A 20,518-nucleotide genomic window follows, 5' to 3' on the forward strand; every position below is an offset into this window, starting at 1 on the left:
GGCCATTCACTTTACGCTCGTGAGCCGCCGCAGCGAGGACCGGCCGGGTGAAGAGAGCACGAAGACATCAACGGGCAGCACACGGGGCGGCCGGTCGTGGACGGAAATCCCGTCCACCAGCCGCCCGCCCCGTGTATCCCCCCGGTTTGGTTCCCCGCGCGCTCTCGGACCGTCGTCGCGATAACGCTGCGTACCCATAGAGTCACACTGGGCTAGCTCCAAGTCAAGCTATTCCGGGAAAGTCGGACTTGCGCGCCGGTCAGCGCAGGCCGCAGCTCGCAACGTACGCCTCGCCCGTGCCGGCCACCCGCAACGGCCCGGCGGCGGCGCTCCCGACGGCGGCCCGCCCCGGCCCCAGCGTCACCGCGCCGGCCCCGTCGTCGACCGAGACCTCACCGCATCGACCCAGCACCACCCGGGGGCCGGGCACCGGAACCGTCACCTCCGGCCGCGCCGCGCCCACCGTGACCCGGTGCAGCGCGAAGTCCTCCACCGGCACCGGCCAGGTGACCACGCCCGGGGCCACCTCCAGCGGCGGCACCACCGGGTCGCGGAGCACCTCGAAGCGCAGCACCCGCAGCAACTCCTCGACGTCCACCCGCTTCGGCGTCAACCCGCCGCGCAGCACGTTGTCGCTGGCCGCCATGATCTCCACGCCGGTGCCGCGCAGGTAGGCGTGCAGGTTGCCGGCCGGCATCCAGATCGCCTCCCCGGGCGCCAGCCGCACCCGGTTGAGCAGCATCGCCACCAGCACCCCCGGGTCACCCGGGTAGGCGGCGGCCAGATCCCGGGCCAGGTCTCCGTCCGGCCCCGCGACCGGCGCCGACGCCACGGCCGCCACCAGCGCGTCGCGCCCGTCGGCGGGCCAGGTCAGCAGCAGCCGTACGGCGTCGCGCAGCCCCGCCGGCCCGCCCCGCAGCGCCGCCAGCACCGGCTCCAGCGCGGGTACGCCGAAGCCGCCCAGCGCCGCCGCCGAGGCGGACGGGTCCCGGAACCCGCAGAGTGCCTCCATCGGCGAGAGCGCGACCAGCAGTTCGGGCTTGTGGTGCGGGTCGACGTAGTTGCGCTGCCCGTCGGGGCGGTCGGCGTCGGCGGCGTGCCCGGCGCGGGCCTGCTCGGCGTCCGGGTGTGCCTGGAGGCTCAGCGGGGCGTCCGCGGCGAGCACCTTGAGCAGGAACGGCAGCCGGGTGCCGAACCGGCCGACCAGCCGCTCGCCGAGCCAGTGGTCCGGCTCGGCGAGCAGCAGGTCGGTCAGGCTGACCCGGTCACCGTCACGATCTACCAGGGCCGAGCCGCCCGGGTGGGCGCCCAGCCACAGTTCGGCCTCCGGGCCGTCGCTCGGCACCGGCCGCCCCTGCAACTCGGCGATGGCCGAGCGGGACCCCCAGGCGTAGTCCCGGATCGGTCCATGCAGCAGTTCCACCGGTCAGCTCCCGGGCCGCCCGACGGCCTTACCCGGCTCGGCTCCCGGCCCGGCGGTCTGCGCCGCGCTCCCGGCCCCGACCCGCTCGGCGGTGACGCTGTAGATGTCCGGCTCCAGGTAGATCACCCGCGCGGTCGGCACGGCGGCGCGGATCCGGGCCTCGACGGCGTTGATGCCCCGGGCCAGGTCCTCGGCGCTCTCGCAGGCCGGCACGCCGACCTTCGCGGCCACCATCAGCTCCTCGGGGCCGAGGTAGAGCGTCTTCATGTGGATGATCCGCTCGAACTCGGGGCCGTCGGCGACCGCCTTCTCGATCGCGGCGACCTCGTGCGACTCGGCACCCTCACCCAGCAGCAGGCTCTTGGTCTCGATGGCGAGGATGATCGCGATGGCGACCAGCAGCACACCGATCATCGCGGTGCCGAGCGCGTCCCACCGGCCGTTGCCGGTGATCAGCGTCATGCCGACGCCGAAGAGCGCGAAGACCAGACCGACCAGCGCGCCCAGGTCCTCCAGCAGCACCACCGGCAGCTCGGGCGCCTTGGCCCGCCGGACGAACTTCACCCAGGACTGGTTGCCCCGGATCAGGTTGGACTCCTTGATGGCGGTGCGGAAGGAGAAGACCTCCATGATGATCGCCGACACCAGCACGACGACCGGCACCCAGTGCCACGAGGTGATTCCCTCCGTGTGCGACCACTTGTGGTACGCCTCGTAGAGGGCGAACAGGCCACCGACGCTGAACAGCACGATGGACACGATGAACGCGTAGATGTAGCGCTCGCGCCCGTAGCCGAAGGGGTGCTGCGGGGTGGCCGCCCGCTTGGCCCGCCGGCCGCCGAGCAGCAGCAGCCCCTGGTTGCCGGCATCGGCGACCGAGTGGATCGACTCGGCCAGCATCGACGACGACGCGGTCAGCAGGAACGCGACGAACTTGGTGACGGCGATGCCCGTGTTGGCCAGCAGGGCGGCGACGATCGCCTTCGTACCACCGTTGGCGCTCATGTCGTCGCTCCGTCGCGTCGCCCGGCACCACCGGGCACCGGCGCATCGCGCCGCTCGGCCCGTTCCCTGCTTTCGTTCACTGGTTTGCCAGCTCCTTCATCTCGGTGATGGCCGGCACGGCCATCGGGTCCAGTCCGTGTGCCAGGGCAAGGTAGACCGAGGCGAAGTCCGGCACGGCGACCAGCGAGGCGAGCCGCTCCAGCGCGGAGCCGCCCTCGGCGGTCACCACGTCGCAGCGCACGCCCCGACGCTCGGCGAGAGTCTGGACGGCGTCCGCACGACGCTCCTCGACGTCGAGCGGCTCGTCGGCGTCGTCCTCCGGGTTCAGCCCGCCGTCGCGCAGCAGCACCAACCGCAGCCGGGTGCCCGTCGGCGCCTCGTCGCCGGGGTCGGCGAAAATGTCCCGATCTCCCTCGGCCAGACCGCCGAAGACGCCGTCGAGCAGGCCGACCCGCCCGCGCCCCGCCTCACCGAGAGCCCCGCTGACCACGGGGTAGCGGGCGTTGGCGGACAGGGTGTCACCGAAGCGGCGGGCCGCTACGGTGGCCAGCGGCGACGAGCCCCAGACGATCGGCACCGAGCCGGCCAGGCCCAGCGCCAGCGATTTCGCCGGGTTGACGAAGGACTCGGCCGTCGAGCGGCAGCGGTCGGCGTCCGCGTCCAGCCGGGCCGCGGTCTCCGCCAGGTCTGCCTCGTTGACCTTCACGAGGCCGAGCGTACGGGCGGCGAGCAGGACCGGCACGGTGAGCGCCCAGAGGCTGGCCCGGGCCGGGGCGCGCCGGGGCACCGGAATGAACGGCGCCCGGGCCCGCTCGGCCACCGACTGCAACTGCGAGTCGGGTGCGCCGACGGCGACCAACCGGGCACCCCGACGGTGTGCGGCCTCGGCGGCGCCCAGCGCCTCGGGGCTGCGACCGGAGGCGCTGACGGCGATGACCACATCGGCGGCACCCACCCAGCCGGGCACGCCGGCGCTGCGGTGTGGGATGACCGGCACCGGGCAGCGCGGCCCGGCGACGGTGGCCAGCACGTCGCCCGTACGCCCGGCGGTGCCGATGCCGGCGATGACGACCGCCCGGGGCCGCCCCTCGTCGGCGAGCACCTGGAGGTTGGCCTCGGCGGCCAGGGCGGCCGACTCGCGGACCTGCGCCCCGGCCGAGGCGGTGTGCCGCAGCATGCCGCCCGGGTCGTGCTCGGCGAGCCCGGCCGGGTTGTCGAGCAGTGCCTCGTCGGGATCCCGACGGCCGCTGACTCCGGCCGCACCGTCGATCATGACTGCTCCGCGGGGCCGCCGCGCGCCTCGTCCAGCAGCAGCACCGGCACGTCGTCGCGAACCTCGAAGATCCGGCCGCACTCTGTGCAGGTCAGGGTCTGCGCCTGCGCGTCGTAGTCGAGCGGGGCATGATGCGTGTCCGGACAGGCGATGATTTCCAGCAACTGCGGGTCCAGGGCCACGGCGCGGCTCCTTCCACGTATGCGGTTTCACCGATCGACGGTGCCGACCGGCGCAGGCGATCTTATCGGCGAACCCGGTCGAGCACCTCGTCGCGCAGGGTTGCCATCCGCTCCCGCGTCGGGGCCTCGACGTTGAGCCGCAGCAACGGCTCGGTGTTGGAGGCGCGCAGATTGAACCACGCGCCGTCCGGGAAGCGCAGGGTGAGCCCATCCATCTCGTCCACCTCGGCCTGCGGGTACGCGGCCCGCACCTCGGCCACCTTGGCGGCCTGGTCGGCCACCGTCGAATTGATCTCGCCGGAGGCGACGTACCGCTCGTACTCGCCGGCCAGCACGGAGAGCGGCAGCGACTGCTCGCCCAGGGCGGCCAGGGTGTGCAGCGCGGCGAGCATGCCGGTGTCGGCGAACCAGAAGTCCCGGAAGTAGTAGTGGGCGGAGTGCTCGCCGCCGAAGATCGCGTTCGTCCGGGCCATCTCCGCCTTGATGAAGGAGTGCCCGACCCGGGCGACGACCGGCTCGCCGCCGTGCTCGCGGATGATCTCCGGCACCGCCCTGGAGGTGATCAGGCCGTGGATCACCGTCGAGCCGGGGTGCTTGGCCAGCTCGCGGGCCGCCACCAGGGCGGTGATCGCCGACGGCGAGACCGGCTCGCCGCGCTCGTCGACCACGAAGCAGCGGTCGGCGTCGCCGTCGAACGCCAGGCCGATCTCGGCGCCGTGCTCGAGCACCGCGCGCTGGAGGTCGACCAGGTTGGCCGGGTCCAGCGGGTTGGCCTCGTGGTTGGGGAAGGTGCCGTCCAGCTCGAAGTAGAGCGGCACGATCTCCAGCGGCAGGGCCGACAGGGCGGCGTCGCCGAGCACGGCCGGGACGGTGTAGCCGCCCATGCCGTTGCCGGCGTCGACGACCACCTTCAGCGGCCGGATGCCGGAGAGGTCCACCAGCTCGCGCAGGTACGCCGCATAGTCGGTGAGCAGGTCGCGGCGCTCGGCCGGCGCGGCCGGCGGGCCGTCGGGGCGGGCCTCGCCCTTGTCCAGCAGGGCCTGCGCCCGCTCGCGGATCTCGGCCAACCCGCTGTCCTGGCCGATGGGACGGGCACCCGAGCGGCACAACTTGATGCCGTTGTACTGCGCCGGGTTGTGGCTGGCGGTGAACATCGCGCCGGGCAGCCCCAGCGTGCCGGAGGCGTAGTAGAGCATGTCGGTCGAGGCGAGGCCCAACTCGATGACCGCGCGCCCCTCGGCGCGGACGCCGGCGGCGAAGGCGGCGGCCAGGCCCGGACCGGTGGCACGCATGTCGTGCGCGACGAGCACCGCCTCGCCGGGCTCACCGAAGCCGCTCAGCACCTGCGTGAAGGCCGCGCCGAGGGCCTCGGCGGCGCGCTCGTCCCACTGGTCCGGCACCGTCCCACGGATGTCGTAGGCCTTCACGATCTGGGACAGATCAGACACCGGTCTCGCTCCTCGCGCCGCAGGTCGTCAACGGCCTGAGCGTATCGGAGGGGCGCGGCCCGGCCCGGCTCAGCCGGGGAGCCGGGGCATGAACACGGTGTGGCCGCCACCGTCGGCCTCCGGCGGCAGGTCACCGGGATCGCCCTGGACGGGCGGGGCGGCCGGCGGCGGCCCGTACTGCCCCGGCACCGGCGGCGCCGACGTCGGGCTGACGGGCGGGGCGGACACGGGTGGGAAGGTGGACTCGCCGGGCACCACCTGGGTGGCCTCCGGAGTCGGTCCCGGACGGCTGCCGTACACGCCGCCGGCCGGGCGCGGCGTGGGCGCCCCGCCGCCGTACAGGCCGGGGGCGGAGGGCTGCTGGCCGTACACCTGGCCGGGCTGGCCTCCGGCGGCGGCCGGGCCCTGCCCCGAGCGGTAGGTGGTGCCACCGGGGTTGCGGGGCAGCGGAACGTGGCCCGGGTCGCCGGCGGGCTTCTTGTCCGCCCGCGAGCGGCGGAACAGCAGGACGATGAGCAGGATCCCGACGACGACCATGCCGATGCCGAAGAACATGATCACGGACCCGCCGGAGGACTGCTCCTCGGCGGCGTTGTTGGCGGTGCCGGCGCCCTGGCCGGCGGCGGCCAGGGTCGGCGCCTGCCCGGCGGCCCGCACCTCGGTGGCGACCGTGCTGGGGGTGGGCGACGGCTTCTTCGAGGGCTTCGGCGTCGGCGAGGCCGTGGCCCGGCCACCGACCACCCGGGACGCCGCCGCATCCCGCCCCAGCGCCTGACCGCGCGCGTCGCTGGCCACGCCGCTCACGGTCAGCCGACCGTTCGGCGCCGCCGCGGCGAACGCCACCCGGTAGCGCACGGTGATGCCCTTGCCCTTGCAGAGTCTCGGTTTCAGCGGCGAGGTGGCCGCGGTGGCCGCGCTGCCCTGGCCGCCGGAGAGCGACACCGGGAACCAACGACCGCCCGCGCTGACCTGCACGCTGACCTGGTCGGCGCGCAGACCGGCCAAGCGCAGCCCCAACGCGGTACGCAGCAGCACGCAACCGTCGCTGCGCTTGCGCACCTCGATCGCGACGCCCTCGGCGGAGCCACCGGCGGTGAATGTGCCGGCCGAACGCACCCGGACCGAGTCGTCATCGGCGAGCGCCGGCGTCCCGCCGAGCGCCACCAGGCCACCCAGCAACGCGCAGACCGTCGCGAGCCGCGCCGCGTGCCGACGTACCGCCATGATCACCTCGCCGTTCCTCCCCCCGACGGGGGTCCGCGGTCAGGCTACTACCGCACCCCGACTGACCTCGGTCATTGAGCGCTCCGGATGTGTGCCTTATTACCCTCCCGACCAGGTCGGCGCACCTGCCGCGCGGCGGGCCGGACGCGTACCTGGTGGGCCCGGGTGGCGAGCGGATCTCGCGTCAGCCCGCCCCGGCGACGGCCAGGGCGTCGCGGCAGAGCCGGTCGGCGGTGCGGGTGGTCTCCGGCACCCGGTAGCGCGGCGTCAACGCCAGCACCCGGGCGGTCGCGTTGTCGAGGCTCATCCGGTGGCCGACGCTGACGAAGACCGGTTTCACCCCGTCCCGGGTACGCAGCACCCGACCCACGGTCTCGTCCCCGTCGCGCAACGGCGCCCACGCGCCCCGCCGGTCGGCCGGCGGCGTCCACGTCCCCAGCAGCGGCGTCTTGCCCACCCCGATCGCCGGCAGGCCGGTCACCACGCCCAGATGGCAGGCGAGCCCGAACCGACGCGGGTGGGCCAGCCCGTGCCCGTCACAGACCAGCAGCTCGGGCCGCACGGTCAGCCGGTCGAGTGCGTCGAGCAGCGCGGGCAGCTCACGAAACGCGAAGAGCCCCGGGACGTACTCGAAGGCGGGCCGGCCCACGCTCACCGCCGAGTCGACCACCGCGAGAGTCCGGGCGTCCAGCACGGTCACGGCCGCCGCGAGCCGGTCACCACTCTCGGCGTACGCGACATCCAGGCCGGCCACCGTCGCCGGCTCGGCCGGGCCCGGCCCGACCAGGTCCGCCAGGGGCCGCAACCGCTCCTGTACGGCCAGCGCCTCCGCCACGCTGCCCGGCGGCGTGCCCATCCGGGCCTCCGACATCTCAGTCATCTCCACCTATCAGTCATCTCCACCTACTGGCCGACCCGGCCGTCGATCAGCTCGCGGAGCAGGTCGGCGTGGCCGTTGTGCCGGGCGTACTCCTCGATCATGTGCACGAGCAACTCCCGCAGCGAGAGCTCCTCGTGGTGACGCCGGCCCTTGACCCCCAGGTCGGGCGCCTCGGCCACGAACCGCTCGGCGAACTCGACCTCCGCCCGCCACGTACGCCACGCCTCGGCCACCACCTCCGGGTCGGCGACCGCGCCGTCGAAGTCGCCGTCCGGATCGGCCGCCGAGCGGTACAGCTTCGGCGCGTCCAGGCCGGCCATCGTCCGCCGGAACCAGCCCCGCTCCACCTCCGCGAGATGCCGGACCAGGCCGAGCAGCGACAACTTCGACGGCGGTACGGCCCGCCGGGCCAACGCCTCGGCGTCCAGGTCAGCGCACTTCAGCTCGAGGGTGAGCCGCTGGTCGCGTAGGTACTCGACGAGCATGACCCGCTCGTCGTCGAAGTTGCCGTCGGAGCGGGGGTCGTCGTCGGGGTGGACGAACATGTTCGACCAGCCGAAGTTCTGGGTGGGGCGATCGGCGGCGGGGGTGGCGGGGCCAGCGGGGGAATCAGCCATACCAGCGACCCTGACCGACACCGAACCGGAACCGCAACAGCTTTCCGCGACCCACGGCAAAGCTCAAGAGTTACCTTCCTCAGCCCCCAGCGAAGGATCAGCTGCGGGGTCACCTGCGCGCTGGAGTTGCTCCTCGAACATGACAAACGTCTTCCTGCGAATACCCATCACCAACGCCGACTCATGCGGTGTGAGTGGTCGCCGCTCCAGGTCCGCCTGCTCCACGATCGCGCCCACCGTCTCATACAGGGCGAAAATCGGGCCGGCGCCGCGCAGGTACCGTCCTCGATCATGCTCGGTGTATTCGATGAACTCGTCGCGGGACAACTCCTCGATCTCATCCCCGCCCACAAGCAGGATTTTTCTGACAAGATTGTCAGCTCGTTTCCAGCCGCCAGTCTCCCTTGAAAGCTGCCACCCAATTACATGACCCGCTTCGTCAGTGACAAGCTTGACCGGCGTTTCGTAGTAGCTGAAAAAGGCCGGGAGAACACCCGGAGGCCGAGAAATCACCGCTCCCCCTCTTCTCTCTCGTATCGTTCCAGGGCGATCGCCCCGGTGATCAGGACGCCATGGACGCTAAAAGCGCCGGGTAGCGCCCATGGCGTCCTGATCACCTTTGGCTGGCTCACTTTCCAGTACGGCGTTCCAGGGTTTCGTCCACCACTAGGCGGATAATTCGGGCAGAGTGTCGCAGTGTGTCGTCCACCGCGAATCACTATCAGGATCCAGCACGAAAATTCCAGCCGGTCTAGCCCTGGTGTCGTCTCGGTAGATTATGCAGCAGGTCAATATCGCTCTGCTCCAGCCGTACCAGGGGCTCCTGTCGCGCCTGACTCCTGTTCTGCACATCAAACGGCGCAGTGCCCCTGACTGACGCTCAACCAGAACCGCAACAGGTTTGTCAGCGAGGCAAAGCTCAGGAGTTACTTTCCTCGGCCCCCAATGAAGGATCAGCTGCGGGGTCACCCGCCTTCTGCAGTTGCTCCTCGAACATGACAAACGTCTTGCGCCTGATGCCACGAACCAACGCCAGTTCCATGGTCGTCAAGCGTCGCCCTTCGGCTAGGGCGCCCTCCACGATCGCTCTGATCGTCTCGTACAATGCGAAGACCGGACCATCGCCCTTCAGATAGCGACCACGATCAAGCTCCGTCCATTGGATGAAGGATTCTGCGGTCAGTGAACTGATCTCCCCGCCGACGGCAAACAGAATCTCTTCGATGATGCTGTCGGCAGGTTCCCAACCTCCCGTATCGTGCGACAGGCGCCAAGCCTTGATACCGCCATCCGGCCTCCCCGCCATCTTCACCGGCGACTTGTAATAGCTGAAATAGGCGGGAAGCCTAAGGCCAGGCATCTCCGTCATTTCCGCGGAGCTCCATCCAGTGTCGTCTGCAACGCCTGCCAGAAGTGACGCTGCTCCTCTTTGAGGACACCGTCATGGAGGGCTTGTTCCATTGGCGACATCATACGGCCCTGCTCCTTCGCGACCGCCTTGAGGTCGCGCCGCACCTTGTACAAGGCATGCTCCCATGACGCCGCTTCATCCAGCGCGTGGAGGTGCAGGCGGAACTCCGCTATGTGGCCATTTGACATTCGTAGGGACGTCTGGATATCCCGGCAACCACTGTCCTAGGGCCGAGGAATCGATCTTCGAACTCGATGATGTTCACGCCTTCATCGCGGCAGAGCATATCCAATGCCGCATAGGGATCCGACAGATCACGGAAGGCAACCCCTCAAGTGCAACTGCTTCTGCGCCTTCTTCCGCTATCTCGCCCGTCACAGAGCCGAGGGCATCGATCTTCCATCAAGCAAACTCATTCGGCCAATTGAATTCCCTTTTGGAGCATGGACATGATCGAATCATCATCCGGCAAGCTCGCGCCCCCCGTAATTTCCTGCACCAAACCTTCGACCGTCGATCGGTCGACATTCTCATACCTGTCAAGGTTTCGATAATCGTCCAGAAACCGCACGACAAGGCTCGGATCGTATGTCCATGCGCCCTGACGGTGGTTCCACAGGATGGCAGCCTCAGTGACGGGATCCATAACAAAAATTCCCGCCGGCCTAACTTTGGCGTCGTCTCGGTAAATCACGTAGTAGGTCAGCATCGCTCTTCTCCAGCCGCTCCAGGAGTTCTTGGGCAATAGGAAAATCTTCCATCGCCAAACCGAACTCTTCAACGACCTGCGAGAAACTGCGCCCCTCACGGCGAAGCCAACGCAGGTAGTCGCTCCACACCCCACGATTGACAAGTATCCACTTAACAAAAGTGGCATCCTTCGCCGGGAATTCCTCGGACAGCCCGATTGGGACCTGGTCAGGAATCCCGGATTGCCGGTTAACAGAAAGCATCTGCATGAGGGCGTGGATGCGCCGCTCGGGAGGCTCGGAACTCCGACGCAGCACCTCATACGCTTGATGCGTTAGCATCCAAGATTTTCTGGACAAATCGCTATGAAGTTGTAATTCGAAAGTTTGACCGCCCGGCGAGGTGATCGTACAGTTAAAACCATAGAAGCGATTTCCCGCACGCCAAAAATTCTTGCAATCCTCATCGCCGACAACAAATCCCATCTCACGCAACTCCACGAGGATCGCCTGCACGGCACCTCGATACCGAGCTTTCGGTGGCATGGAGAATGAAAATCTGAGGACGTCATTCACGCCACGGCTAAATTCTTCTACAGAAACCCCCACCGCTTGCGCCTCATCGAGATACTTGCGGAACAAAGAATCGAGCGCCTTAACTCGGAATTCCTGGTCACGCAAGATGATCGGATGATCGAGCCTCAGAGTCTCCGTCACCCGCCTTCCCGCTTTCGTAAGCGCGCTCTCGACCTCGTCAGCAGCAGCGACCGCCTGGCCTCGCAAGGTTGCCAAGACAGACCGCTCCTGATGAGACAACTGGCCAAGGAGAGGCGAGGACTCCCCTGGCCCTGCCTGATCCGGTGGATCGTCATCGAGTGAAGGCCCTGAGCCTACTGAACCCGGCCCTTCGAGCAGGTACACGCGATTCAGGTACAGCTCGCCGTACCCTTCGTCGGTTTCGGCGGGCGGGTACTGCGGCAGATCCGGTCGCTCACTGAAGCGTCCTCGCCGCAGTCCTCCCAGCGGCATCGGTCTGCCATCCGAGCCGAGCACCAGCACCTCGGTGTCGACGGCGTTGTACGGGTGCGGGGTGCCCCGGTGCTGGTAAAGAGGCGCGTCCGACACCGCCCCGCTCTGTGGGTCGAGGTAGAGGATCGTGCCGTTCTGGTTGAGGGCGACCCAGATGTGGGAACCGCCCTGCTCGAAACTGTTGACGACGAAGGCGAAGCTGCCGTGGCCCCCGAGGCGCAGCTGGGCGTGGAGGTTGCGGTAACCCGTGTCGATGGCCCGCTGCCGCTCGGCACCCTGGACGTCATCCGTCGGCTGGCAGAGGCGCTGGAAGCGGCCACCGGTGACGTCCTCCACCCGCCCCGTGCCGTCCCGTTCGCCATTGATGGGGCGCGCGACGTCACCCGCCACGTAGGCGTCGAAGGTGCGGGGAGCGGCCACCCTGGGTCGGCCGTGCAACCAGGTGTCGAACAGCGACAGGGTGCAGTCGATGCAGTTGATGCCACGGGTCGGGTCGGCCCGCGGCCCACCGTCGTTGACCAACCCGAACCACCCGCCCGTTCGCGGGTCGGCGTTCCGTCGGACACTCCCGTCAGGCTCGCGGGGCATTTGCCGTTCGACGTCGGTCTGGTGCAGGGCCAACGGCGGACGCAGACCACCAGGCCGGCCGTAGTTTCGCGACCGGTCGATCGGCGGCGGATGGTCGTCGCCCGTCAGCGCCGAGCGGTCGGAGGTCTCCACCGCGCCGTACGCCAGGTCGCCGACGTCGTCGTTGATCCGGCGGAAGTCGGCGGGGTCGACGACACCCACAACTGACGGCACGACGCTACCGGCCAGCACCGCTTCCGCATGATCCAGGTACTGCCCGTACGTCCGCATCTCGTCGTTCGCTGCCCAGTGCCACCTGTCAGCCTGACGCGCCTGCCCCGTCCTGTGCAGATGAAGGGCGTGGGCGGCGAAGTCCTGCGCCCTGTGGTGGTGTTCGTCTGCGCGGGCCCTGAGCCGCACAGCCTCATCAAAGCGGCGCTTGTCCTCGAACCACGCCCGCTGCGACTCGTAGTAGCCGCGGTAACGGCGTCTTTCGAACGCATCCCGGTCGAGGGCCCACTTGGCCGCATACCACTCGGGGGTCCTGACCCGGGGTTCAGCCGGTCCATCCCGACCAGCCGCTTCCGCCGAGTCACTGCGGACGTGGGGATTCTGCCCGGATGTCGGCGCGGCAGGCGAGGGCAGCAGCGTCGGCGGTGCCGACTGTGCCGGAACCGCTCCGACGACTCCTCGCGTGACGGCGGGCTCGGCAGTGGCGGCCGGCGAAACGTGGACCGCCCCCGGGACGGCCACACCAGTTCTCGGCTCAGGAAACGAGACGGAGGCCGGCCCGACCGTCGCGGTGCCCATGCCCGCGCTGGGCCCGCCTACCGGGGCCGCTGCTGGCACATTGGGCGGGCCAGCAGCGCTCGCGACGTTCGCGGGACCAGTGCCACTCGGGGCGTTCCCGGAAACGGTCGTCTGGAAGTCCACGCCGGTCGAGACACCCACGTTGGCGAGGACGGGCGCCGCCGCTGTGACCGACGAGAGAGACGGGCTGGGTGCGGACTCTGGCGATACGGACGCGCTGACCGCAGCGGTTCGTTCGATTCCGGTGCCAGTCACAGGTGCGGTCGTGGTGGCGGCGCGGTCGGCGGTCGTCGTCGCGACGCCAGCCTGCGCCGCCTCGGCCTCCGGCGTTGGCCGGGCCGCAGGCGTCGTCTCGGCATCGGTCGTACCTCGTTGACCCTCATCGTGCACGCCTGTCGATGCCCCTGGCCCCTGGGTGGAGGACTCCGCTCCAGCGCTGGGCGCGGCAACGGAGGGACCCTCCGCTGCCGGCATTCCGGGAGGCGTCGGGAGGCCGCCGGCTCCCGACGACGTCAGCGGCATCCCGGCCAGAGCGCTCAGCTGTCCGTCGAGCCGTGCCTGCAACGCCGCGTCGGCCTGTGCGGTGGCGGAACCACGGGCACCGGACGCCGCCGCACGGGCCGCGTCCTCGACGGAGGTCAGCCCTTGGCCGGTGGCGAGGCTCGCGGCCTGATCCGCCATCACCTCGCCGGCCATCTCGCGGCCGAAGTGCTCCCCGATCCGGGCGCTCCGGCCGGTGGCGTGCCGACCGAGACCGGCCAGCGGCGCCACCATCCCGCCGGCCATGCCGCCGAGCGCCGTGGTGCCCAACTCCGTCACGTCCAGCCCGTGCCGGCGACCGGTCGAGTTCTGGTAAGCCTGGGTGGCGAGGTTGATGCCGCTCTCCTCGGCCGCCTCGGACAGGCCGCTGACCGCCGCTCGACGGCTGAACCCTCGCACGCCGCCCTTGGTGACCTCCTTCGCCGCCCGCTCGCCGGCCTCCTTGAGACCCTGCTTGAGCGACTTGCGGGCCAACTGCGCCATCAGCCGCTTGAAGATCTGCTGCACGATGAGCCTGGTGGCGGTGATCGCCACCCCCGCGGCGGGCGAGGCCGCGCCCGCGGTGAGCACGGTCGCGACGGCCAGCGACAGCAGCTCGACCACCAGGATGCCCAGCTCGATCCAGACCTCGAGCTTGGCACCCTCGATGTCGCAGCCGCACTCCTCCACCAACCGGCCCAGCTCGGTGCTGACGGCGAACAGTACGGGCAGTGGCGCCTCGTCGCCCTCCGCCACCCGGCGCCAGGCCGTGTCGAAGGCTGCGGCGACCGCCCCGACCCCGCCGTATCCGCCGCGCACCTCGCCAGCGGCGGCGACGGCGTCGGCCTGCGGCCCGGCCAGCGCGGCGGCCACCGCGTACCACTGCTCGGCGAGCTCCCAGACCGCGCGTTCGTTCCCTTCCGGCCACTCGACGCCGATGACCCAGTCGAGGGCCTCGTAGACCCAGCCGGGCAATTGCCAGGGCGAGTAGTCGAGCGGGTGCGGGATGGGGCTCGGCAACAGACTCATCCGGGTCTCCTCAGCGGATCAGCGCTGCTGGTGCCGGTCGCCGACGCGGCCGAGCCGGCCCGCGCTCGTCGCGTCCGTCCGCAGGTTGGCGTCCACCGACCGGACCACGTCGGCGCCGAGGCCCTCCACGTGCCGTCCCACGCCGTCCCACGCGCGCAGGACCAACTCCTCGAAGCCACGGTATTTCTGCTCGAACGCCGCCCCGATGTCGTCCTTGCCCCACGGCGATCGGGCGCTCGCTGCCGCGATCACGCCACCCGTCTGGCGGCGACATGCCGCGATCGCCTCGCCGGACAGCGAGAGGTCGACACCCCCGCGCCGGGCACGCTGCGGGTCGAGCCAGAGCTGACCGTCCATCACTCGCCCCGGCGCAGCGCGGCGTCGGCCCGACCCAGCAACGAATCGAAGTCACCCGTACGCAGGAAATCCGCCGCCCCGGAGCCGGCGGGCAGGTAGCCGGCCACGAGTTCCTGGGTGGCGGCGACCGCCGCCGCGCCAGCCCGGTGGACCGTGGCGGTGATCTTCCGGCTCAACGCCTTCGCGTCCCGGTCCTGGTAGACGGACGGGTGCAGCTCCACCGAGACCAGTTCGCCCCGGGCACCGGCGATGGCGGTCACCTGACCGTCGTCGGACCGCTCGGTCACCCGCAGGTCGGCGAGCCTGTCCTGCAGCTCGTCCAATCCGGACCTCAGTCGCTGGTAGTCCCCGTACACCTCGTCGAACCGCGCCCGCAGCGCGCGATTGGCGTCCCGGTCCACACTCTCGGCCAACGCCACCCTCCCCCGGTTACCGTCAGTAGGGCGAACCATACCGGGCGCCACGAATTCGTGGGGTCCGGTACTTTCAAGCCGTGATCGATCGCCAGCAGGCCGAGCAACTCGCCGCCGTGTGGGCCCGCCGCGAGTCACAGCGCCTGGGACATGAGTGCCGCCCGAGGGTCGACGAGTTCGATCTCGGCTACGCCATCACGTCCACCGTGCCCGTCGAGGCGAGGACGGCGCCCGGTGACCTACCGACCACTGTGGTGGACAAGCTGACCGGCGAGGTGACCACCTGGCCGCGCGTGCCGGTCGACGTGGTCGAGCAGATGTACCGCCGGAGCCGGCCGGACGACCCCGGCGCACCCCGGACGGTCGATCCGGCGAGCCAACTGCTCCGCGAAATCCGCCGGTTGCCTGCTCCGACGGCAGCGGCGCACCTGACGGTCGAGGGGAGGCTGTTCCGCGCGCAGGGAGCCAAGGGCGACGTCGTGCTGAACCACCATCCGCTCGTCCGGTCCTATCTGGACGAGCAGCCCCCGGGCCACCTCGTACGTGGCGGCGACCGGCACGCCGAGCTGATCGTCGTCTCCGACGTCCTGCACGAATACGACCACCGCCGCGCCGCTGAAGGCATCGCGCCACTCGGCGTGGCCGACGCGAAGGACATTCTGCAGACCGCTCGGTTCGAGGTCTTCCGGGTCCGCGAGCCGGGCGATCCGAACGGCGGGCTCGCCGACCGCCCCTGCGACTCGTGCGTCGACATGCTCGTGGAGTTCAATGTCCTGCCCTGGTCCGACCGGGCCTTCACGATGCCGTGGCGACCGGACCCGCAGCCGGACCCTGCTCCGGGTAGGTTTCACCCGGACGTCGCGCAGGCACTCGTCGCGGCCGGCTGGCGGCCCCACTTCGGCGACGAGATCGTGGCCCTGTCCGCCATCAGGGATGTCAGCGCCGTCAGGGGCGAGACGTCCGCGCATCCCGACTTCCCCGCCGTGCTGTCGACACTCACCGCTTTTCCGGGCCTGGTGGGCGCCCGGCGCGGCCCGGGCGAACAGGTGTGGATCTCCCGGTTCGACATCCGTCCGCGGCAGGTCGCGCACACCGCCGACACGCTGGCCGACTTCGCCGCGGTGCTCGGCGTACGGCTCTTCCCCATCGGCACCGAGCGGCAGGAGAGCATCTTCGCCGTTGACGAGCGGGGGCGGGTGTTCGCGTTGGACCAGGCCGGCGAGTGGTTCCTCGGCGAGGACATCGATGCCGCGCTGACCACCCTGCTGCTCGGCCGGGCCCCCGCCCGCATCAGCGACGACGGCACCTGGTAGCGCTACAACGACAGGCCGGTCAGCACCATGACCCGGGGCTCGGTGTAGTCGTCCATGGCGCTGCGCAGGCCCTCACGCCCGACGCCGCTGCCCTTCACGCCGCCGTACGGCATCTGGTCGGCCCGGTACGACGGCACGTCGCCGACGATCACCCCGCCCACCTCCAGGGCGCGGTGCGCCGCGAAGGCCGTGTCGAGGCGGTGGGTGAAGACGCCCGCCTGCAATCCGTACGCCGAGTCGTTGACGGCGGCGAAGGCGGCCTGGTCGTGTTCGACGCGGGCGACCACCAGCACCGGCCCGAAGATCTCCTCCACGCTGACCCTGGCGTTCGCCGGCACGCCGGTGAGCACGGTCGGCGGATAGGTCGCACCCTCGCGCCGGCCGCCCAGCGCGATGGTGGCGCCGGCGGTGGCCGCCTCGTCCACCCACGCCTCCACCCGCTGGGCGGCGTCGGCGGAGATCAGTGGCCCGACGTCGGTGAGCGGGTCGGACGGGTCGCCGGTGCGCAGTTCCTGCACCGCCGCGACGAGCCGGGGCAGGAACGCGTCGTAGAGCCATTCGTGCACGTAGACCCGCTGCACGGCAATGCACGACTGTCCTGCCTGATAGTTGGAGAAGGTCGCGATGCGGTGCGCGGCGAAGGTCAGGTCCTCGTCGGTGTTCCAGTCCTCGCAGATCACGGCGGCGGCGTTGCCGCCCAGTTCCAGGGTGACGTGTTTGTCGGGCACGGACCGGCGGATGGCGGCGCCGACCGGCCCGGAGCCGGTGAACGAGACGACCGGCAGCCGGGGGTCGGTGACCAGTTCGGCGGCGCGCTCGTTGGGCAGCGGCAGGACGGAGAACATCCCCTCCGGCAGCTCGGTCTCGGCGAGCAACTCGCCCAGCAGCAGCGCCGACAACGGGGTGACGGGGGCGGGCTTGACGATGATCGGGGCGCCGACCGCGATGGCCGGGGCGACCTTGTGCGCGACGAGGTTCAGCGGGAAGTTGAACGGCGCGATGCCGAGCACCGGCCCCTTCGGCGCCCGCCGGACCAGGGCGATCCGGCCGGTGGCGGCGGGGTCGGTGTCGAGGCGTTGCAGCTCACCGGAGAAGCGTCGGGCCTCCTCGGCGGCCCAGCGGAAGGTGGAGACCGCCCGCCCGACCTCGGCACGCGCCCACTTCAGCGGCTTGCCGTTCTCGGCGGTGATCAGCCGCGCGAACTCCTCGGCCCGTTCGGCGAGCCGCCGGGACACCTGGTCCAGGGCCGCCGCGCGGGCGTGCGCGGGCAGGGCCGCGGCCTGCGCGGCCACCCCGGCGGCTGCCGCGACGGCCGCTTCGACCTGCTCGGCGGTGGCGAGGGTGGTACGACCGACGGCCCGCCCGTCGTACGGGTGGTGGACGGTCAGCTCGCCCTCACCGTGGGCGGGGCGGGAGGCGACATGGAAGGCGACGGAGTCCACATGCAGCAGCGTAGACGACCGATCCTCCACGGAAACAGTGGCATTGGGCCTTGTCTGCCGCGAATTCGGTAGCGAAGATGGCAGACAGATTGCGATTACCGCCGCAGACCGCATCTCTCACCGGAGTGAGCCAGTCATGAGCGACCAGCAGCAGTTGCGCAACTTCGTCAACGGCGTCCACGTCGAGCCGACCGACGGCGGCTACGCCGACCTGGTCGACCCGTGCACCGGCGAGGTCTTCGCGCAGGCCCCGGTCTCCGGGGCCGCCGACGTGGACGCGGCGATGCGGGCTGCCGCCACGGCCTTCGAGAGCTGGCGGGACACGACCCCGGCCGAGCGGCAGCGGGCGCTGCTCAGGCTCGCCGACGCGGTCGAGTCCCGGGCGTCCGACCTGGTCGACGCGGAGGTCCGCAACACCGGCAAGCCGCGCCAGCTCACCGCCGAGGAGGAGCTGCCCCCGGCGGTCGACCAGTTCCGCTTCTTCGCCGGGGCGGCCCGGTTGCTGGAGGGCCGTTCGGCCGGCGAATACCTGGCCGGGCACACCTCCTACGTGCGGCGCGAGCCGATCGGGGTCTGCGCCCAGGTCACCCCCTGGAACTATCCGCTGATGATGGCGGTCTGGAAGATCGCCCCGGCGCTGGCCGCCGGCAACACGGTGGTGCTCAAGCCGTCGGACACCACGCCGGTGTCGACGCTGCTGCTGGCCGAGATCGCGGCGGAGTTCCTCCCGCCGGGCGTGTTCAACGTGGTCTGCGGCGACCGGGACACCGGTCGTACGCTCGTGTCGCACCCGACCCCGCAGCTGGTGTCGATCACCGGCTCGACCCGGGCGGGCATGGAGGTCGCCGCCGCCGCGGCCCCCGACCTGAAGCGGACCCACCTGGAGCTGGGCGGCAAGGCTCCGGTGGTGCTCTTCGACGACGCGGACGTCGAGGCGGCGGCGGAGGCCATCGCGCTCGGCGGCTACTTCAACGCCGGGCAGGACTGCACGGCGGCGACCCGGGTGCTCGCCGGTCCCGGCATCCACGACGACTTCGTGGCGGCCCTCACCGAGCGAGCCCGCAACACGAAGACCGGCGCGCCGGACGACGCGGACGTGGCCTACGGCCCGCTGAACAACGCCAACCAGCTCGCCCGGGTCAGCGGCTTCGTCGACCGGCTTCCCGACCACGCCGACGTCCGCACCGGCGGTTCGCGGCTCGGCGAGCGCGGCTACTTCTACGCCCCGACCGTGGTCAGCGGGCTGCGCCAGGCCGACGAGATCATCCAGGACGAGGTGTTCGGGCCGGTGATCACCGTGCAGCGGTTCACCGACGAGGACGAGGCGGTGCGCTGGGCCAACGGCGTCGACTACGGCCTGTCGGCGTCGGTGTGGACGAGGGACCACGGTCGGGCGATGCGGATGACCCGCCGGCTCGACTTCGGCTGCGTCTGGGTGAACACGCACATCCCGTTCGTCTCCGAGATGCCGCACGGCGGGTTCAAGCACTCCGGGCACGGCAAGGACCTCTCGGTCTACAGCCTGGAGGACTACACCCGGATCAAGCACGTCATGCACCACATCGAGGGCTGACAGTCCCGCGCGAACGGAACGGAGGCACCGCCATGACATCGTCCGCGGAGCTGCACAAGCGGCGGGGCGCAGCCGTCGCGCGGGGCGTCGGCAGCGTCGTGCCGTCCTACGTGGACCGGGCGGCGGGCGGCACGCTCACCGACGTCGACGGCCGGGAGTGGATCGACTTCGCGGCCGGCATCGCGGTGACCAACGTCGGCAACTCCGCGCCCCGGGTGGTCGAGGCGGTCCGCGCGCAGGTCGAGCGCTTCACCCACACCTGCTTCATGGTCGCGCCGTACGAGTCGTACGTGGCGGTCTGCGAGCAGCTCAACGCACTCACCCCGGGCGGGTTCGAGAAGCGCTCGGCACTGTTCAACTCCGGCGCCGAGGCGGTGGAGAACGCGGTGAAGATCGCCCGGCACGCGACGGGTTCGCCGGCGGTGGTGGTCTTCGACCACGCGTACCACGGCCGGACCAACCTGACCATGGCGCTGACCGCGAAGAACATGCCGTACAAGCACCGGTTCGGGCCGTTCGCCGGGGAGGTCTACCGGGTGCCGGTGTCGTACCCGCTGCGCGACGGGGGGCTGTCCGGCGCCGAGGCGGCGGCGCGGGCCATCGAGACGGTGGAGAAGCAGGTCGGCGCGGAGAACGTCGCCGCCCTGCTGATCGAGCCGATCCAGGGCGAGGGCGGTTTCGTGGTACCCGCGCCGGGGTTCCTGCCGGCGTTGCGCAGGTGGGCGACGGCGACCGGGGTGGTCTTCGTCGCCGACGAGATCCAGACCGGCTTCTGCCGCACGGGCGACTGGTTCGCCTGCGAGCACGAGGGCGTCGAGCCGGACCTGGTCACCGTCGCCAAGGGGATCGCCGGCGGCCTGCCGCTGGCCGCCGTCACCGGGCGGGCCGACCTGATGGACGCGGTGCACGCCGGTGGCCTCGGCGGCACGTACGGCGGCAACCCGGTCGCCTGCGCGGCGGCGCTCGCGTCGATCGAGACCATGCACGAGCTGGACCTGGTCGCGGCGGCCCGCCGGATCGGGTCGGTGGCGACCGACCGCCTGCGGGCCGTGGCGGACCGGAACCCGGGGATCGCCGAGGTGCGCGGCCGGGGCGCGATGCTCGCCGTGGAGTTGGTCCGGCCCGGCACGCTCGAACCCGACCCGGCCACCACGGCGGCGGTCGCGGCGGCCTGTCACGCCGCCGGCCTGCTCGTCCTCACCTGCGGCACGTACGGCAACGTGCTGCGCCTCCTGCCGCCACTGGTGATCTCCGACACCGATCTGCACCGGGGGTTGGACATCCTGGACGCGGCCTTCCACAGCTGAGCGGGGC

At 70.8% G+C, this 20,518-nt stretch carries 19 protein-coding genes; 3 read left to right on the forward strand and 16 right to left on the reverse strand.

Annotation, left to right across the window (positions count from 1 at the left end):
• Positions 1–259: 259 nt before the first annotated feature.
• The 15 genes from manA to GA0070608_RS04840 form a co-directional block, all read right to left on the reverse strand.
• Positions 260–1,423 carry a mannose-6-phosphate isomerase, class I gene (gene manA / locus GA0070608_RS04775; protein WP_091622310.1) on the reverse strand — a complete coding sequence of 388 codons (1,164 nt, stop codon included), beginning with the start codon at positions 1,421–1,423 and terminating at the stop codon, positions 260–262.
• 3 nt (positions 1,424–1,426) lie between these two features.
• On the reverse strand, positions 1,427–2,428 hold the full coding sequence (locus tag GA0070608_RS04780; protein WP_091622315.1) for a cation diffusion facilitator family transporter: 1,002 nt from the start codon (positions 2,426–2,428) through the stop codon (positions 1,427–1,429).
• Between the two features lie 76 nt (positions 2,429–2,504).
• Positions 2,505–3,701 carry an SIS domain-containing protein gene (locus GA0070608_RS04785; RefSeq protein ID WP_091622319.1) on the reverse strand — a complete coding sequence of 399 codons (1,197 nt, stop codon included), beginning with the start codon at positions 3,699–3,701 and terminating at the stop codon, positions 2,505–2,507.
• Positions 3,698–3,883 (reverse strand): Trm112 family protein, encoded by a 186-nt coding sequence (locus GA0070608_RS04790; RefSeq protein WP_091622324.1) that lies wholly within the window; start codon positions 3,881–3,883, stop codon positions 3,698–3,700. Before GA0070608_RS04790 ends, GA0070608_RS04785 begins: the two co-directional genes overlap by 4 nt.
• 62 nt (positions 3,884–3,945) lie before the next feature.
• Positions 3,946–5,331, reverse strand: a complete 1,386-nt coding sequence (locus GA0070608_RS04795; RefSeq protein WP_091622327.1) for a phosphomannomutase/phosphoglucomutase — start codon at positions 5,329–5,331, stop codon at positions 3,946–3,948.
• Between the two features lie 69 nt (positions 5,332–5,400).
• A complete protein-coding gene (locus GA0070608_RS04800; protein ID WP_245715697.1) occupies positions 5,401–6,555 on the reverse strand; it encodes a hypothetical protein in 1,155 nt (384 codons plus the stop codon).
• A gap of 184 nt (positions 6,556–6,739) precedes the next feature.
• Positions 6,740–7,435, reverse strand: coding sequence for an endonuclease V (locus GA0070608_RS04805; RefSeq protein ID WP_091634298.1), 696 nt, complete (start codon positions 7,433–7,435; stop codon positions 6,740–6,742).
• A 23-nt stretch (positions 7,436–7,458) separates the two neighbouring features.
• The gene (locus tag GA0070608_RS04810; protein WP_218107492.1) at positions 7,459–8,052 is read right to left on the reverse strand and encodes a DinB family protein; all 594 of its coding nucleotides are present in this window, start codon (positions 8,050–8,052) and stop codon (positions 7,459–7,461) included.
• A 63-nt stretch (positions 8,053–8,115) separates the two neighbouring features.
• Positions 8,116–8,565, reverse strand: coding sequence for a hypothetical protein (locus tag GA0070608_RS04815; RefSeq protein WP_245715698.1), 450 nt, complete (start codon positions 8,563–8,565; stop codon positions 8,116–8,118).
• A gap of 406 nt (positions 8,566–8,971) precedes the next feature.
• On the reverse strand, positions 8,972–9,421 hold the full coding sequence (locus GA0070608_RS04820; protein ID WP_091622334.1) for a hypothetical protein: 450 nt from the start codon (positions 9,419–9,421) through the stop codon (positions 8,972–8,974).
• On the reverse strand, positions 9,418–9,651 hold the full coding sequence (locus GA0070608_RS04825) for a hypothetical protein (protein WP_091622338.1): 234 nt from the start codon (positions 9,649–9,651) through the stop codon (positions 9,418–9,420). Before GA0070608_RS04825 ends, GA0070608_RS04820 begins: the two co-directional genes overlap by 4 nt.
• Positions 9,652–9,875: 224 nt before the next feature.
• Entirely contained in the window at positions 9,876–10,172 is a 297-nt protein-coding gene (locus tag GA0070608_RS31880) for a hypothetical protein (protein ID WP_141719408.1), read from the reverse strand.
• On the reverse strand, positions 10,129–14,106 hold the full coding sequence (locus GA0070608_RS04830) for a toxin glutamine deamidase domain-containing protein (protein WP_091622341.1): 3,978 nt from the start codon (positions 14,104–14,106) through the stop codon (positions 10,129–10,131). Before GA0070608_RS04830 ends, GA0070608_RS31880 begins: the two co-directional genes overlap by 44 nt.
• Before the next feature lie 18 nt (positions 14,107–14,124).
• Entirely contained in the window at positions 14,125–14,463 is a 339-nt protein-coding gene (locus tag GA0070608_RS04835) for a hypothetical protein (protein ID WP_245715699.1), read from the reverse strand.
• Complete coding sequence (locus GA0070608_RS04840; RefSeq protein WP_326564377.1) at positions 14,463–14,882, reverse strand: YbaB/EbfC family nucleoid-associated protein; 420 nt, start codon at positions 14,880–14,882, stop codon at positions 14,463–14,465. The genes GA0070608_RS04835 and GA0070608_RS04840 overlap by 1 nt, the downstream gene beginning before the upstream one ends.
• A gap of 74 nt (positions 14,883–14,956) precedes the next feature.
• On the opposite strand from GA0070608_RS04840, the gene GA0070608_RS04845 reads away from it, so the two are divergent.
• Positions 14,957–16,189, forward strand: coding sequence for an SUKH-3 domain-containing protein (locus tag GA0070608_RS04845; protein WP_091622349.1), 1,233 nt, complete (start codon positions 14,957–14,959; stop codon positions 16,187–16,189).
• 2 nt (positions 16,190–16,191) lie between these two features.
• On the opposite strand, the gene GA0070608_RS04850 is transcribed toward GA0070608_RS04845, so the two are convergent.
• A complete protein-coding gene (locus tag GA0070608_RS04850; protein ID WP_091622353.1) occupies positions 16,192–17,631 on the reverse strand; it encodes an aldehyde dehydrogenase family protein in 1,440 nt (479 codons plus the stop codon).
• A gap of 136 nt (positions 17,632–17,767) precedes the next feature.
• Here GA0070608_RS04850 and GA0070608_RS04855 point away from each other — a divergent pair, with 136 nt between their 5' ends.
• Together GA0070608_RS04855 and gabT are read left to right on the forward strand one after the other, a co-directional pair.
• Positions 17,768–19,204, forward strand: a complete 1,437-nt coding sequence (locus tag GA0070608_RS04855) for a gamma-aminobutyraldehyde dehydrogenase (protein WP_091622357.1) — start codon at positions 17,768–17,770, stop codon at positions 19,202–19,204.
• Positions 19,205–19,236: 32 nt separating this feature from the next.
• Positions 19,237–20,511 carry a 4-aminobutyrate--2-oxoglutarate transaminase gene (gabT, locus tag GA0070608_RS04860; protein ID WP_091622361.1) on the forward strand — a complete coding sequence of 425 codons (1,275 nt, stop codon included), beginning with the start codon at positions 19,237–19,239 and terminating at the stop codon, positions 20,509–20,511.
• Positions 20,512–20,518: the final 7 nt, after the last annotated feature.

The organism is Micromonospora peucetia, from assembly GCF_900091625.1.
Taxonomy (GTDB): domain Bacteria; phylum Actinomycetota; class Actinomycetes; order Mycobacteriales; family Micromonosporaceae; genus Micromonospora; species Micromonospora peucetia.

Bases quoted from the DNA above. Each gene is read 5' to 3' on its own strand.
- GA0070608_RS04780 (WP_091622315.1), bottom strand. From the start codon at position 2,428: ATGAGCGCCAACGGTGGTACGAAGGCGATCGTCGCCGCCCTGCTGGCC.
- GA0070608_RS04785 (WP_091622319.1), bottom strand. From the start codon at position 3,701: ATGATCGACGGTGCGGCCGGAGTCAGCGGCCGTCGGGATCCCGACGAG.
- GA0070608_RS04800 (WP_245715697.1), bottom strand. From the start codon at position 6,555: ATGGCGGTACGTCGGCACGCGGCGCGGCTCGCGACGGTCTGCGCGTTG.
- GA0070608_RS04805 (WP_091634298.1), bottom strand. From the start codon at position 7,435: ATGACTGAGATGTCGGAGGCCCGGATGGGCACGCCGCCGGGCAGCGTG.
- GA0070608_RS04810 (WP_218107492.1), bottom strand. From the start codon at position 8,052: ATGGCTGATTCCCCCGCTGGCCCCGCCACCCCCGCCGCCGATCGCCCC.
- GA0070608_RS04820 (WP_091622334.1), bottom strand. From the start codon at position 9,421: ATGACGGAGATGCCTGGCCTTAGGCTTCCCGCCTATTTCAGCTATTAC.
- GA0070608_RS04825 (WP_091622338.1), bottom strand. From the start codon at position 9,651: ATGTCAAATGGCCACATAGCGGAGTTCCGCCTGCACCTCCACGCGCTG.
- GA0070608_RS31880 (WP_141719408.1), bottom strand. From the start codon at position 10,172: ATGCTGACCTACTACGTGATTTACCGAGACGACGCCAAAGTTAGGCCG.
- GA0070608_RS04830 (WP_091622341.1), bottom strand. From the start codon at position 14,106: ATGAGTCTGTTGCCGAGCCCCATCCCGCACCCGCTCGACTACTCGCCC.
- GA0070608_RS04835 (WP_245715699.1), bottom strand. From the start codon at position 14,463: ATGGACGGTCAGCTCTGGCTCGACCCGCAGCGTGCCCGGCGCGGGGGT.
- GA0070608_RS04855 (WP_091622357.1), top strand. From the start codon at position 17,768: ATGAGCGACCAGCAGCAGTTGCGCAACTTCGTCAACGGCGTCCACGTC.
- gabT (WP_091622361.1), top strand. From the start codon at position 19,237: ATGACATCGTCCGCGGAGCTGCACAAGCGGCGGGGCGCAGCCGTCGCG.